Annotated in this window: 11 protein-coding genes; 6 read left to right on the top strand and 5 right to left on the bottom strand. The window is 71.3% G+C overall.

Annotated features, from left to right (window positions below; translation table 11 throughout):
* The first annotated feature begins 18 nt into the window (after positions 1 to 18).
* The 4 genes from ACZ4YY_RS30990 (at position 19) to ACZ4YY_RS30975 (ending at position 6,055) form a co-directional block, all read left to right on the top strand.
* Positions 19 to 810, top strand: a complete 792-nt coding sequence (locus tag ACZ4YY_RS30990; RefSeq protein WP_109001197.1) for an ATP-binding cassette domain-containing protein — start codon at positions 19 to 21, stop codon at positions 808 to 810.
* Positions 807 to 2,162, top strand: coding sequence for a sugar ABC transporter permease (locus ACZ4YY_RS30985; protein ID WP_468297876.1), 1,356 nt, complete (start codon positions 807 to 809; stop codon positions 2,160 to 2,162). Before ACZ4YY_RS30990 ends, ACZ4YY_RS30985 begins: the two co-directional genes overlap by 4 nt.
* Before the next feature lie 302 nt (positions 2,163 to 2,464).
* The gene (dxs, locus tag ACZ4YY_RS30980; protein ID WP_468297873.1) at positions 2,465 to 4,393 is read left to right on the top strand and encodes a 1-deoxy-D-xylulose-5-phosphate synthase; all 1,929 of its coding nucleotides are present in this window, start codon (positions 2,465 to 2,467) and stop codon (positions 4,391 to 4,393) included.
* Between the two features lie 138 nt (positions 4,394 to 4,531).
* Complete coding sequence (locus tag ACZ4YY_RS30975) at positions 4,532 to 6,055, top strand: amino acid permease (RefSeq protein ID WP_468297871.1); 1,524 nt, start codon at positions 4,532 to 4,534, stop codon at positions 6,053 to 6,055.
* A gap of 12 nt (positions 6,056 to 6,067) precedes the next feature.
* Here the strand turns inward: ACZ4YY_RS30975 and ACZ4YY_RS30970 are convergent, their stop codons facing one another.
* Positions 6,068 to 6,442 carry an NTP pyrophosphohydrolase gene (locus tag ACZ4YY_RS30970; protein WP_468297868.1) on the bottom strand — a complete coding sequence of 125 codons (375 nt, stop codon included), beginning with the start codon at positions 6,440 to 6,442 and terminating at the stop codon, positions 6,068 to 6,070.
* A gap of 266 nt (positions 6,443 to 6,708) precedes the next feature.
* Here ACZ4YY_RS30970 and ACZ4YY_RS30965 point away from each other — a divergent pair, with 266 nt between their 5' ends.
* Both ACZ4YY_RS30965 and ACZ4YY_RS30960 read left to right on the top strand, forming a co-directional pair.
* Positions 6,709 to 7,395, top strand: a complete 687-nt coding sequence (locus ACZ4YY_RS30965; RefSeq protein ID WP_468297865.1) for a hyaluronoglucosaminidase — start codon at positions 6,709 to 6,711, stop codon at positions 7,393 to 7,395.
* An 11-nt stretch (positions 7,396 to 7,406) separates the two neighbouring features.
* A complete protein-coding gene (locus tag ACZ4YY_RS30960; protein ID WP_468297862.1) occupies positions 7,407 to 7,568 on the top strand; it encodes a hypothetical protein in 162 nt (53 codons plus the stop codon).
* A gap of 51 nt (positions 7,569 to 7,619) precedes the next feature.
* Here ACZ4YY_RS30960 and ACZ4YY_RS30955 read toward each other — a convergent pair whose 3' ends face one another.
* The 4 genes from ACZ4YY_RS30955 to ACZ4YY_RS30940 form a co-directional block, all read right to left on the bottom strand.
* Positions 7,620 to 9,749 carry a 3-hydroxyacyl-CoA dehydrogenase NAD-binding domain-containing protein gene (locus ACZ4YY_RS30955; protein ID WP_468297859.1) on the bottom strand — a complete coding sequence of 710 codons (2,130 nt, stop codon included), beginning with the start codon at positions 9,747 to 9,749 and terminating at the stop codon, positions 7,620 to 7,622.
* On the bottom strand, positions 9,746 to 10,963 hold the full coding sequence (locus ACZ4YY_RS30950; RefSeq protein WP_468297856.1) for a thiolase family protein: 1,218 nt from the start codon (positions 10,961 to 10,963) through the stop codon (positions 9,746 to 9,748). Before ACZ4YY_RS30950 ends, ACZ4YY_RS30955 begins: the two co-directional genes overlap by 4 nt.
* A gap of 118 nt (positions 10,964 to 11,081) precedes the next feature.
* Positions 11,082 to 12,110: a LacI family DNA-binding transcriptional regulator gene (locus tag ACZ4YY_RS30945; RefSeq protein WP_468297853.1), complete on the bottom strand. Its 1,029-nt coding sequence runs from the start codon at positions 12,108 to 12,110 to the stop codon at positions 11,082 to 11,084.
* Positions 12,107 to 14,569, bottom strand: a complete 2,463-nt coding sequence (locus tag ACZ4YY_RS30940; protein ID WP_468297850.1) for a glycoside hydrolase family 2 protein — start codon at positions 14,567 to 14,569, stop codon at positions 12,107 to 12,109. The genes ACZ4YY_RS30945 and ACZ4YY_RS30940 overlap by 4 nt, the downstream gene beginning before the upstream one ends.
* Positions 14,570 to 14,660: the final 91 nt, after the last annotated feature.

Below are 14,660 nucleotides of genomic sequence, written 5' to 3'. Positions count from 1 at the left end.
GGTCAGGCGGCGAAGGAGATGGTTCACGTGTCCGCTACGCCCGTGCTGGCGTTGCGCGGAGTCTCCAAGCGATTCGGTGCGGTCCAGGCACTCACCGATGTCGAGCTGGAGGTCCACGCCGGAGAAGTCGTCGCCCTGGTCGGCGACAACGGCGCAGGGAAGTCGACCCTGGTCAAGACGATCGCCGGTGTCCACCCGATCGACGAGGGCGTCATCGAGTGGGAGGGCAGGCCGGTCAGCATCACCAAGCCGCACGACGCCCAGGGACTCGGCGTCGCGACGGTCTACCAGGACCTCGCGCTGTGCGACAACCTCGACGTGGTCGGCAACCTCTACCTCGGGCGCGAGCTGCTGCACCGGGGCGTCATCGACGAGGTGACGATGGAGAAGAACGCCCGCGAGCTGCTGTCCACGCTCTCCATCCGCATCCCGAGCGTGCGCATCCCGATCGCGAGCCTCTCCGGCGGTCAGCGCCAGGTCGTCGCCATCGCCCGCGCCCTGATCGGCGACCCCAAGGTCGTCATCCTCGACGAGCCCACCGCGGCCCTCGGCGTCGAGCAGACCGCGCAGGTCCTCGACCTGGTGGAGCGGCTGCGCGAGCGCGACCTCGGCGTCATCCTCATCAGCCACAACATGGCCGACGTCAAGGCGGTCGCGGACACCGTGGCCGTCCTGCGCCTGGGCAAGAACAACGGCTCCTTCCCCGTGAAGGACACCAGCCACGAAGAGATCATCGCCGCGATCACGGGTGCCACGGACAACGCCGTCACCCGTCGTGCGGGGCGTCGCACCGCGGAGGCGGCAAAGTGAGCGACACGTCCAAGACCGTGAAGAGCGACAAGAGCGCGGCCGGGAAGGTCGACAAGACCGAGGGTGTGGTGGAGGAGCAGGCCACCGTCGCTCCCGCCGACGACCCCACGGCCGCCCCGGTCCCCGTCCTCGACCCGCGCCTGCTGGTGCGCGAAGAGGGACTCAAGGGCTACGTCACCGAGTTCAAGCGCAAGATCAAGGGCGGTGAGCTGGGCTCGCTGCCGGTGTTCATCGGCCTCATCGTCATCTGGACGATCTTCCAGCTCCAGAACGACCGCTTCCTGAGCGCCGACAACCTCTCGAACATCAGCTACTACCTGTCGGCCACCGGCATGCTCGCCATCGGCCTGGTGTTCGTGCTGCTGCTCGGCGAGATCGACCTGTCCGTCGGGTCCGTCAGCGGTCTGGCGTCGACCCTGTTCGCCGTGTTCGTGGTGGACCACACCATGAACCCGTGGCTCTCGCTGACCCTGGCGGTCATCACCGGCATCGCCATCGGCGCACTGCACGGATGGTTCTTCGCCAAGATCGGCGTACCGGCGTTCGTCGTCACCCTGGCCGGCTTCCTCGGCTGGAACGGTCTCATGCTGTGGCTGCTGGGCTCCAGCGGCACCATCAACATCCCGTCGGACTCCGGCCCGGTCCACCTGCTCGGCCAGAACTCCTTCTTCATGGACCAGGCCATCATCGGGGCGTACCTGCTGGCCGGCCTGGGCGTCGTGCTGACCCTCGTCGGCAACTTCGGCGAGCAACGCCGCCGCCGGTCCGCGGGCGTGCCGTTCCGGCCGACCAGCGAGATCCTGCTGCGGGTCGGTGCGCTGGCCGTCGTGTCCTTCGCCGCCGCGGTGGTGCTGAACAACTCCGCCGGCGTCTCCAACGCGCTGGTGATCTTCCTCGCCGCGCTGGTGATCGTCGACTTCGTGCTCCGTCGTACGACGTACGGCCGCAAGGTGTTCGCGGTCGGCGGCGGCATCGAGGCGGCCCGCCGTGCCGGTATCAACGTGCCGATGATCCGCATCACCGTGTTCGCCATCTCCGGTGGCTTCGCGGCGGTCGGCGGTATGTTCTTCGCCGGTCAGACCGCGAGCGCCACGCTCAGCGCCGGTGGCGGCAACACCCTCATGCTCGCCATCGCGGCGGCCGTCATCGGCGGTACGAGCCTCTTCGGCGGCCGGGGCACCGTGTGGTCCGCCCTCCTCGGCATGCTCGTCATCCAGTCGATCCAGACCGGCCTGGACCTGCTGAACATGAACACCTCGATCCAGTACATGATCACCGGTGGTGTCCTGCTCGGCGCGGTCGTCATCGACTCCGTCTCCCGCAAGAGCCAGAAGGCCGCCGGCCGCGGATAAGAGTTCGAACGAAAGGGGCGCCCGGCTCGCGGCGCGGTGCGTTCGCGGGTGAGGCACCGTCGTGGCGCGTCCCGCCCACGCGGCCGAGCCGCACGTCGAGACGGCCCCGCGCCCCTCGGGCGTCCCCGCTGTGCCCGGTACCGGACAGGTGCCGGGCACAGCCGTGTCATAGGTGACCGCCATCCTGGGTACGGCCGATCCGTGACGTACGACGCACGGGCCGGGCACTGGGCGCCGGGGCGGAACATTAGACTCGACTGGCCCGGCAACAGCTCGATCAGCTCTACTGCAAGGAGGCACGGGTGCCGCTGCTGACCCGCATCAGGGGACCGCGCGATCTGGACCGGCTCAGCCTGGAGGAGCTCGGCCGGCTGGCAGGGGAGATCCGGACCTTCCTGGTCGACGCCGTCTCCAAGACCGGCGGCCACCTCGGCCCCAACCTCGGCGTGGTCGAGCTCACCATCGCCCTGCACCGGGTCTTCGAGTCCCCCAAGGACAAGATCCTGTGGGACACGGGCCACCAGTCCTACGTGCACAAGCTGCTCACCGGCCGGCAGGACTTCTCCAAGCTCAAGATGAAGGGCGGCCTGTCCGGGTACCCCTCGCAGGCCGAGTCCGAGCACGACGTCATCGAGAACAGCCACGCCTCCACGGTGCTGGGCTGGGCCGACGGCATCGCCAAGGCCAACGAGCTCCTCGAACGCGACAGCCACGTCGTCGCCGTCATCGGCGACGGCGCGCTGACCGGCGGCATGGCCTGGGAGGCGCTCAACAACATCGCCGAGGCCAAGGACCGCCCGCTCGTCATCGTCGTCAACGACAACGAGCGCTCCTACGCGCCGACCATCGGCGGCCTCGCCAACCACCTCGCCACGCTGCGCACGACCGACGGCTACGAGCGTTTCCTCGCCCGCACCAAGGAGATCCTCGACCGCACGCCGGTCGTCGGCAAGCCGCTCTTCGACACCCTGCACGGCGCCAAGAAGGGCCTGAAGGACTTCATCGCCCCGCAGGGCATGTTCGAGGACCTCGGCCTGAAGTACGTCGGCCCCATCGACGGACACGACATCGAGGCCCTGGAGTCCGCGCTGGCCCGCGCCAAGCGCTTCGGCGGGCCCGTCATCGTGCACTGCCTCACCGAGAAGGGCCGCGGCTACCAGCCCGCCCTCCAGGACGAGGCCGACCGCTTCCACGCCGTCGGCAAGATCCACCCCGACACCGGACTGCCGATCTCCTCCTCCGGCGCCGACTGGACCTCCGTCTTCGGTGACGAGATGGTCCGGCTCGGCGAGGAGCGCGAGGACGTCGTCGCCATCACCGCCGCCATGCTCCAGCCGGTGGGCCTCGACAAGTTCGCCAAGCGGTTCCCCGATCGGGTGTACGACGTCGGCATCGCCGAGCAGCACGGCGCGGTGTCCGCGGCCGGACTCGCCCACGCGGGCGTACACCCCGTCTTCGCCGTGTACGCCACCTTCCTCAACCGCGCCTTCGACCAGGTCCTGATGGATGTGGCCCTGCACCGGTGCGGGGTGACGTTCGTGCTGGACCGGGCCGGCGTCACCGGCACCGACGGCGCCTCCCACAACGGCATGTGGGACATGTCGATCCTCCAGGTCGTACCGGGCCTCAGGCTGGCCGCCCCGCGCGACGCCGACCAGGTCCGCGCGCAGCTGCGCGAGGCCGTCGCGGTCGACGACGCACCGACCGTCGTCCGCTTCTCCAAGGGCGCCGTCGGCCCCGCCGTACCCGCCGTGGGACGGGTCGGCGGCATGGACGTGCTGCGCGAGCCCGGCACTGACCGGCCCGACGTGCTGCTGGTCTCGGTGGGCGCGCTGGCGCCCATGTGCCTGGAGATCGCCGACCTGCTCGACCGGCAGGGCATCACGACGACCGTCGTCGACCCGCGCTGGGTCAAGCCCGTCGACGAGGCCATGGCCCCGCTCGCCGAGCGGCACCGCGTCGTCGTCACCGTCGAGGACAACTCGCGGGTCGGCGGCGTCGGGTCGGCGATCGCGCAGGCCCTGCGCGACGCGGGCGTCGACGTCCCGCTGCGCGACTTCGGCATCCCGCCGCGCTTCCTCGACCACGCCTCCCGCGCCGAGGTGATGGCCGAGATCGGCCTGACCGCCCCCGACATCGCCCGGCAGGTCACCGGCCTGGTGTCCAGGCTCGACGGCAGGTACGGCGGCGCGGCGGCCGAGGCCGACCCGGTGGAGACCGCCCGCGACTGACATGCCCGAACGGGCCGGTTGTGCCACCGTGAAGAGTGGCGCGACCGGCCCGTTCGCGTGAAGACGCCCGCGCCGGGGCATACGCACTACGCCCCCTCTCGATCATGTCGAGGACGACACAGCGTGGGAGGTAAGCCCGTGAGCAACACCCTCTTCCGGACGAAAAAGGTCGAGCAGTCCATCCTCGACACCGAGGAGCCAGAGCACGCGCTCAAGAAGTCCTTGTCCGCGCTGGACCTGACCGTCTTCGGCGTCGGCGTCATCATCGGCACCGGCATCTTCGTCCTCACCGGCACGGTGGCCAAGAACAACGCCGGCCCCGCCGTCGCCCTGGCCTTCGTCGTCGCCGGCGTCGTCTGCGCGCTCGCCGCGCTCTGTTACGCCGAGTTCGCCTCGACCGTCCCGGTCGCCGGATCGGCGTACACCTTCTCCTACGCCTCCCTCGGGGAACTGCCCGCCTGGATCATCGGCTGGGACCTGGTGCTGGAGTTCGCGCTGGGCACGGCGGTGGTGGCCGTCGGCTGGTCCGGCTACGTCGCCTCCCTGATGGACAACGCGGGCTGGCATCTGCCGGACGCGCTCGGCACCCGGGACGGGGCCGACGGCTTCGGCTTCGACATCCTCGCCGCCGCGCTCGTCCTGGTGCTCACCGTCATCCTCGTCCTCGGCACGAAGCTCTCCGCGCGGGTGACCTCGCTCGTGGTCGCGATCAAGGTGACCGTCGTGCTCACCGTGATCATCGCGGGCGCCTTCCTCATCAAGGGCGACAACTACGACCCGTTCGTCCCGAAGGCGCAGCCGGTGCCGGCGGGCGACAGCCTGCAGTCGCCGCTCATCCAGCTGATGTTCGGCTGGGCGCCGTCCAACTTCGGCGTGATGGGCATCTTCACCGCCGCCTCCGTCGTCTTCTTCGCCTTCATCGGCTTCGACGTCGTGGCCACCGCCGCCGAGGAGACCAGGAACCCGCAGCGGGACATGCCCCGCGGCATCATCGGGTCCCTGGTGATCTGCACCACCCTGTACGTCGCCGTGTCCATCGTGGTGACCGGCATGCAGCACTACAGCGACCTGTCCATCACCGCGCCGCTCGCCGACGCCTTCAAGGCGACCGGGCACCCGTGGTTCGCGGGCTTCATCAGCTTCGGCGCCGCCGTCGGCCTGACGACGGTCTGCATGATCCTGCTCCTCGGCCAGACCCGTGTCTTCTTCGCGATGAGCCGCGACGGCCTGCTGCCCCGGTTCTTCTCGCAGGTCCACCCCCGGTTCAAGACCCCGCACCGGCCGACCATCCTGCTCGGTGTGCTCATCGCGATCCTCGCCGGCTTCACCCCGCTGAGCGAACTCGCCGAGCTGGTGAACATCGGCACGCTGTTCGCTTTCGTGGTCGTCGCGATCGGCGTGATCATCCTGCGCCGGACCCGTCCCGACCTGCACCGGGCCTTCCGCACCCCCTGGGTGCCGGTGATCCCGATCCTGTCGGTGGCCGCGTCGCTGTGGCTGATGATCAACCTGCCCGCCGAGACATGGCTGCGGTTCGCCGTCTGGATGGCGGTCGGCATCGTCGTCTACTTCGCGTACGGACGCTCCCACAGCCGCCTGGGACGCGGCGCGAGGGCCACGGCCGAGCGGGGGACCGGGCCCAACGCCGGCGACGGCCGGTGACGCGCGGCGGGGTCAGCGCCGTACGGTGCGCGGCCCCGCCACCTCCGCGCCCAGCTCCGTCACCCGACGCCGCAGCTCCCGGTCGGCCGTGACGACCAGCCGGGGGCGGTCACCCGCCCGGGCGACCAGCTCGACGATGTGATCGTCCCCGCTGCCCGGCGCCGCCTCGACCCGCACACCGGGGACTCCCTCGACCCCGCGCGCGGCCCCCTCGACGACCAGCACGATCTCCGTGTCCCCGGCATGCCCCGGCACCCCGTCCGCCGCAAGCCGGTCCCGCAGCCGCTCCGCTGCTCCCCGTCGGTCCCGCCACCACCCGTCGGGCACCGACCCGACGACGTTCGCGCCGTCGACGATCACGAGCGGAGTGCTGTTGCCCTCGTCCATGCGGCCCAGGGTCCCACGCGCCGGACGGGGCGCGCGGGGCGCGTCCGGGGAGCGCCCCCCGCCGGACCGCCGACGTGCCGCCCACCCGGACGGCCCCGGCCGGGAAGGTGCATTGTGTTCGCCCCTCGAAAAGTGATCACATGTTCCCCGTACGACAGTTCGATCACTCGGTCGGAGTATCCCGGCGGGACCGATCTCCGTCCGATCACTCCGGTCGGACCACTCCGGCCGGATCCCCCCGGCCCCTCAGAGAGAGCGAGCAACGCATGGCAGTGGGACGAAGAGTGTTCCTCGGGGCCTTCACCGCGGGGGCCGTCACCGTCGCGGCCGGTTCGGAGGCGGCCGCGGCAGGCGAGGCCACCGACTACGCCGCTCCGGCCAACTTCTGGAGCACCTCGACGACCGCGTACACCGTGGCCATCAACTGCGCGGCCACCTCGGGTACGGCCTCGGCGCTGAACGTGACGTCGAAGAACCCCGCCACCTCGGCGATGAACCTGGCCGGCGCGGAGCTCGCGCGCGGCACCCTGAAGATCTCCCACAACGGATACGCCGACGGCTCGGACACCGACGCCTCCGGCCTCTCGATCGACCTCAGGACGGCGGGCACCGCGGCCCAGGGCATCTTCGTCACCGCGAGCCCGGAGCCCACCAAGGGCGCCCTCATCGTGCTGCGCAACAACCCGGGGCTGGACGACTTCGTCGTCAAGGGCTCGGGCCGCACCGGCATCGGCGTCTCGCGGGGCGACAAGCCCCTCGCCCAGCTCCACGTGGTCCAGCGGTCCGACGCCCCGGCCGCGCTGCTCCTCGAGGGTGCGTGCCGGCTCGCGGACGTCGAGACCGAGCCGACCAACGAGCCCGCCGACCGCGGCGGCGGCTCCCTCTTCGCCAAGGACGGCGCCCTCTACTGGAAGGGCGCCGGCGGCGAGCCCCGACTCGTCGCTCCGGCGTAGGGGAGGACGACGTGGAACTGACCCCCGAACAGCTCGTCGCCGAGTTCCAGGACGCCGTCATGGAGCTGTACTTCGCCCGTAAGCGCATGGTCGCCCTGGAGGCGGAGAACGCCGAGCTGAGGGCGCGGCTCGAAGCGGCGGAGCAGAAGGCCGACGCCGGAACCGCCACATGAGAGGAGGGCCTCCGCCGAACGGCGGAGGCCCTCCTCAGGCACCTGCGATCGTCACGCCGGAACGGACGCCACGCCCGGTGCCAGGAACTTCTTGCCGTTCACCCGCTCGCTGACGCCCTCGCGGTCCAGGTACGGCGTGATGCCGCCCAGGTGGAAGGGCCAGCCGGCGCCGGTGATCAGGCAGAGGTCGATGTCCTGGGCCTCGGCGACGACGCCCTCGTCGAGCATCAGCCCGATCTCCTGCGCCACCGCCTCCAGGACACGCGCCCGCACCTGCTCCTCGGTCAGGACGCTGTCGCCCTGCTTCAGCAGCGCGGCGACCTCCGGGTCCAGCTCGGGCTTGCCGCTGTCGTAGACGTAGAAGCCGCGCTTGCCCGCCTCGACGACCGCCTTGAGGTTCGGGGAGACCGTGAAGCGGTCCGGGAAGGCCCGGTTGAGGGTCTCCGAGACGTGCAGGCCGATCGCCGGGCCGACGAGCTCCAGCAGGACCAGCGGGGACATCGGCAGGCCGAGCGGCTCGACGCCCTTCTCCGCGACCTCGACCGGGGTGCCCTCGTCGATGACGTTCTGCACCTCGCCCATGAAGCGGGTCAGGATGCGGTTCACGACGAACGCCGGGGCGTCCTTGACCAGGACCGCCGTCTTCTTCAGCTTCTTGGCGACGGCGAACGCCGTGGCCAGCGAGGCGTCGTCGGTCTTCTCGCCGCGGACGATCTCCAGCAGCGGCAGCACGGCGACCGGGTTGAAGAAGTGGAAGCCCACGACCCGCTCGGGGTGCTGGAGCTTCGACGCCATCTCCGACACCGACAGCGAGGAGGTGTTGGTGGCGAGGATCGCGTGCGCCGGGGCGACCGCCTCGACCTCGGCGAACACCTGCTGCTTGACGCCGATCTCCTCGAACACGGCCTCGATGATGAAGTCCGCGTCCGCGAAGCCCTCGGCCTTGTCCAGGACACCGGTCACCAGCGCCTTCAGGCGGTTGGCCTTGTCCTGGTTGATCCGGCCCTTGCCGAGCAGCTTGTCGATCTCGGCGTGGACGTAGCCCACACCCTTGTCGACGCGCTCCTGGTCGATGTCGGTCAGCACGACCGGCACCTCCAGGCGGCGCAGGAAGAGCAGGGCGAGCTGCGAGGCCATCAGGCCCGCGCCGACCACGCCGACCTTGGTGACGGGGCGCGCCAGCGACTTGTCCGGAGCGCCCGCCGGGCGCTTGCCGCGCTTCTGGACGAGGTTGAACGCGTAGATGCCCGCGCGCAGCTCGCCACCCATGATCAGGTCGGCGAGGGCCGTGTCCTCGGCGTCGTAGCCCTGCTGGAGGTCGCCGTTCCTGGCGGCGGCGATGATGTCCAGGGCGCGGTAGGCGGCCGGAGCGGCCCCGTGCACCTTGCTGTCCGCGAGGGAACGGCCCCTGGCGACGGCCTGGTCCCAGGCCTCGCCGCGGTCGATCGCCGGGCGCTCGACGACGATCTCGCCCTTGAGGACGGACGCCGTCCACAGCAGCGACTGCTCGAGGAAGTCCGCACCCTCGAAGAGCGCGTCGGCGATCCCGAGCTCGTAGACCTGCCGGCCCTTGAGCTGCTTGTTCTGGTTGAGGCTGTTCTCGATGATCACCGAGACGGCCTTCTCCGCGCCGATCAGGTTCGGCAGCAGCGTGCAGCCGCCCCAGCCGGGGACCAGGCCGAGGAAGACCTCGGGGAGGGAGAACGCCGGCAGGGCCGCGGACACCGTGCGGTAGGTGCAGTGCAGACCGACCTCGACGCCACCGCCCATCGCGGCGCCGTTGTAGTACGCGAAGGTCGGCACGCCGAGGCCCGCGAGGCGCTTGAAGACCTCGTGGCCGCCCTTGCCGATGGCGAGCGCGTGGTCGTACTCCTTCAGCAGTTCGACGCCCTTGAGGTCGGCGCCGACGGCGAAGATGAACGGCTTGCCGGTGACACCGGCGCCGACGATCTCACCGGCCGCGGCCTCCGCCTCGACCTGGTCGATGGCGGTGTTGAGGTTCGCCAGCGACTGCGGGCCGAAGGTGGTCGGCTTGGTGTGGTCGAAGCCGTTGTCCAGCGTGATCAGGGCGAAGCGCCCGGCGCCGAAGGGCAGGTCCAGGTGACGTACGTGCGCCTGGGTGACGACCTCGTCCGGGAACAGCTCGGCCGCACCCTTCAGCAGCTCAGCGGTGGTGCTCACTTGTCCCCCTCGAAGTGCGGGTTCTCCCAGATGACCGTCGCGCCCATGCCGAAGCCGACGCACATGGTGGTCAGGCCGTAGCGGACGGTCGGCTGCTCCTCGAACTGGCGGGCCAGCTGCGTCATCAGACGGACACCGGAGGAGGCCAGCGGGTGGCCGAAGGCGATGGCGCCGCCGTACTGGTTGACGCGCTCGTCGTCGTCGGCGATGCCGTAGTGGTCGAGGAAGGCCAGGACCTGGACGGCGAAGGCCTCGTTGATCTCGAACAGGCCGATGTCGGAGATGGACAGGCCCGCCTGGGCCAGGGCCTTCTCCGTGGCCGGGATCGGGCCGTAGCCCATGACCTCCGGCTCCACGCCGGCGAAGGCGTAGGAGACCAGGCGCATCTTGACCGGCAGGCCGTTCTCGCGGGCGAAGTCCTCGGACGCGATGAGGGAGGCCGTGGCGCCGTCGTTGAGACCGGCCGCGTTGCCGGCGGTGACCCGGCCGTGCACGCGGAAGGGGGTCTTCAGACCGGAGAGGTTCTCCAGGGTGGTGCCGGGGCGCATCGGCTCGTCGGCGGTGACCAGGCCCCAGCCCGTCTCACCGGCCTCCGGGTTGGTGCGGCGCACCGAGATCGGCACCAGGTCGGCCTGGATCTTGCCGTTGGCGTACGCCTTGGCGGCCTTCTCCTGGGAGCGCACGGCGTACTCGTCCGCGCGCAGCTTGGTGATCTGCGGATAGCGGTCGTGCAGGTTCTCGGCGGTCATGCCCATGAACAGGGCGGACTCGTCGACCAGCTTCTCGCTGACGAACCGCGGGTTCGGGTCGACGCCCTCGCCCATCGGGTGGCGGCCCATGTGCTCCACACCGCCGGCGACGGCGATGTCGTAGGCGCCGAAGGCGACGGAGCCGGCGACCGTGGTGACGGCGGTCAGGGCACCGGCGCACATGCGGTCGATGGAGTAGCCGGGGACCGACTGGGGGAGACCGGCGAGGATCCCGGCAGTGCGGCCGATGGTCAGGCCCTGGTCACCGATCTGCGTGGTCGCGGCGATGGCGACCTCGTCGATCTTCTTCGGGTCGAGCCCGGGGTTGCGGCGCAGCAGCTCCCGGATCGCCTTCACGACGAGGTCGTCGGCGCGGGTCTCGTGGTAGATGCCCTTCGGGCCCGCCTTGCCGAACGGGGTACGGACGCCGTCTACGAAGACGACGTCCCTGACGGTACGAGGCACGATGGCTCTCCTCCAGGGTGCGGGATGGCACTGCTGCGATGCGCTGAGCGCGCGCTCAGAACCCATGCTACTTATCGGTAACGTAGCTGCCCAGTCCCGGAGGGCCAAGCGGTGAAGGTCACATCGCCGGCGGTGCCGTCGAGCCGCGGGGCGTGAGGACCGGCGTGGGCACCGGATGCGACCCCGGGTCCTGCCCGGTGAGCACCCCGAACAGCGTCCGGGCCGCCTCCGCGCCGAACCCGTGCACGTCGTGGCTCATGGCCGACAACGGCGGATGGGTGAGCCGGCACAGCTGCGAGTCGTCCCAGGCCAGCAGCGACACGTCACGCGGCACGGCCAGCCCCATCTCCGCCGCCACCGACAGACCGGCCACCGCCATGATGTCGTTGTCGTAGACGATCGCCGTCGGCCGGTCGGGCGGGGCGGCGGTCAGCATCGAGCGGGTGGCCCGGGCGCCGGCCTCCCCGGAGTAGTCGGTGGCGACCTGCCAGGCCCCGGCCAGCCCCACCGCACGGGCCGCCTCGTCGAAGGCGGCCGTCCGGATGACGGTGTGCCCGAGGGCCGCCGCCCCGCCCACCCGGGCGATCCTCCGGTGCCCGAGCGCCGCGAGATAGCGCACGGCCTGGGTCACGGCCGTCGCGTCATCGGTCCACACCGACGTCAGGCTCCCGGTCAGCGAGGGGTGCCCGACGGCGACCACCGGCATCCCGAGCCGCTCGACCGCCGCCACCCGGGGGTCGTCCGCCCGGAAGTCCACCAGGATCGACGCACCGACCTGGCGGCCCCGCCACCACGACTCCTGGACGCCGACCTCTTCCTCGGGGCTGCGCACCAGCCGCAGCAGCAGGGAGCAGGAGTGTTCGGTCAGCACGCTCTCCACCCCGGAGACGAACTCCATGTAGAACGGCTCCAGACCCAACATCCGCGCCGGCCGGCAGATCGCGAGCCCCACCACGTCCACCCGCGAACTCGACAGCGACCGCGCGGTCAGGTTCGGTTCCCAGCCCAGCTCCCGCGCCGCCGCGAAGATGCGGTCCCGGGTCGCCGCCGCCAGTCCCGGCTTGTGGTTGAAGGCGAGCGAGACGGCCCCCTTGGACACGCCGGCGCGCGCGGCGACGTCCCGGATGGTGACGCGGGGTGCGGTCATGCCGAGCGCTCCGCGCAGAACAGGGCCGCACGGGCGGCGCCGGCGTCCGGTGACCCCCAGCCCCGGACGCCGATGGTCACCCGTTCGCCGGGCAGCAGCGTCACCAGCCCCCGGTCGGCCCGCGCCCGCGGATCGAGCCGGTCGGCCTGAAGCAGCAGATCCCGCACCAGGGTGCGGGCGCTCACCTCGATCCCGCCCGGTACGACGGACACCTCGAACTCCGGCCTCGGCCAGGGCACCTCACGGTCGGGCACCGGGAAGTACAGCGCCCGCAGTCCTCCTCCGCCCCCGGCTCCCCAGCCGCCCTCGGCCCCCTCTGCGCTCCCGGCCTCGCCCGAGCGGGAGGGGTCCGGGTGCGCGGGGGGCGCCCCAACGTCGGCCACCAGGAACTCCTTCGGCCCGGCCGGCACCAGCTCCGCCGGCACCGGCACCTCGGTCACCGTCCGCGCCCGCGCCAGGAGTGCCACGTCCGCCGTCGCGACCACGTCCCCCGACACCGACATCCGCCGCAGCCCCAGTGTGCCCGTCCACCGTGCGGCGCTCTGGTTGACGGCCGCCAGCACCAGCCCGCCCCCGTGCGCCCGAAGGGTGAGCAGCCGGTCCGCGTACAGCCGCCGCAGCTCGTGGTAGAGCGGCTTCTCCCGTCCGTCACCGTCGATCGCCGCCCAGGAGGTCACCGGCCAGCAGTCGTTGAGCTGCCACAGGACGGTGCCCGCGCACACCGGCCAGTGCGAACGCCAGTGCTCGATCCCGGCGGCCACCGCACGGACCTGGTTGACCTGGGTGAGGTAGTGCCAGCGGTCGAAGTCCTGCTCGGGGAAGGCGAAATGCCGCTCCAGCCCGCGCCGGAGCTTGCCGTTGCCGTCGTCGGCCTTCTGGTGGTGCAGCATGCCGGGGGAGTCCGCCGCGAGCCGCTCACCGGGCAGCGCCCGCCGCAGCGTGGCGTACGCGGGCGGCGCCTGCCAGCCGAACTCGGCCACGAACCGCGGCACATGGGCGCGGTAGCGGCCGTAGTCCTCCCGGTTCCACACCTCCCACGAGTGGTGCGTGCCGTGCGCCGGATCGTTCGGATGGTGCCGCCACGACCCCGACCAGGGGCTGCCCGCCGTGTACGGCCGGGTCGGATCCAGCTCGGCCACCACCCGGGGCAGCACCCCCAGGTAGTACCCCTCGCCCCACGAGTCCCCGCCGAGCCGCTCCTGCCACCCCCAGTCCCTGAAGCCCCACAGGTTCTCGTTGTTGCCGTTCCACAGCACGAGCGACGGATGCGGCATCAGCCGTACGACGTTCTCCCGCGCCTCCGCCTCCACCTCGCCCCGCAGCGGCTGCTCCTCGGGGTAGGCCGCGCACGCGAACGGGAAGTCCTGCCACACCAGCAGGCCCAGCTCGTCGCAGGCGTCGTAGAAGTCCTCGCTCTCGTAGATCCCGCCGCCCCACACCCGCACGAGGTCCACCCCGGCCCCGGCCGCCTGCGCGAGACGCTCCCGGTAGCGCTCCCGGGTGATCCGGGAGGGGAACACGTCGTCCGGGATCCAGTTCACGCCCCGGGCGAAGAGCCGTTCGCCGTTGACGACCAGGGTGAACCCGGTGCCGTGCGCGTCGGCGGAGGTGTCCAGCTCGACACTGCGGAAACCGACGCGCCGCCGCCACACGTCGAGCGGGGCGCTGTCGTGCTGCAGGGTCACCTCCACGTCGTACAACGGCTGTTCGCCGTAGCCCCGGGGCCACCACAGCGCGGCCTGCGGCACCTCCACCCGGACGACGCCGCTCGTGCCCTCGACCGTGCCGTGCGCGCTCACCTCGCCCACCCGGGCCCGCAGGGTGAGCGCCGCCTCCACCCGGGTCCGTTCCACCTCGATGTGCAACTCCACGACCCCGGTGCCCTGTTCGACGGTGACGAGCGGGCGCACCCGGGCGATCCGGGCCGTCGACCAGCGCTCCAGCCGCACCGGGCGCCAGATACCGGCGGTCACCAGGGTCGGCCCCCAGTCCCAGCCGAAGGAGCAGGCCATCTTGCGGACGTACTGGTACGGCTCGGCGTACGCGGCCGGCCGCTCGCCGAGCCGCCCGCGCACGGCCTCGGCCTCGGCGTAGGCGGAGCGGAACCGCACGGTCAGGGGCCCGCTCGTCCCGGTCACGTCGAAGCGGTAGGAGCGGTGCATGTTCCGGACCCGGCCGAGGAGTTGATCCCCCGCGAGGATCTCGGCGGCCGTGTCGAGCCCGTCGAAGACCAGGTCGGTCTGCTCGTGCCCGGAGCCCACCCGCGGCAGCCGCGTCTCGTACGTCCACTCGCGCCGCCCCACCCACGCGACGTCGTGCTCGTGGCGACCGAGGAAGGGATCCGGGATCACCCCGGCCGCGAGCAGGTCGGTGTGCACACAGCCCGGCACCGCGGCCGGCAGCTCCCCTCCCTCGTGCCGCAGGACCCAGCCGTCGGTGAGCGGTGTCGCCTCCAGCATGCGCACTCCCTAAACCGGTCAACCATCGCGTCGAGCCAGGCTTGTCCATCCTTGGCCGGATGGGGACTTTACCGGTTGAGAAAGCGCTGTC

Source organism: Streptomyces sp. NPDC030143 (assembly GCF_055573695.1).
The sequence above is the reverse complement of the archived record's forward strand: the minus strand, read 5'-3'. Positions and strand labels throughout refer to the sequence as shown.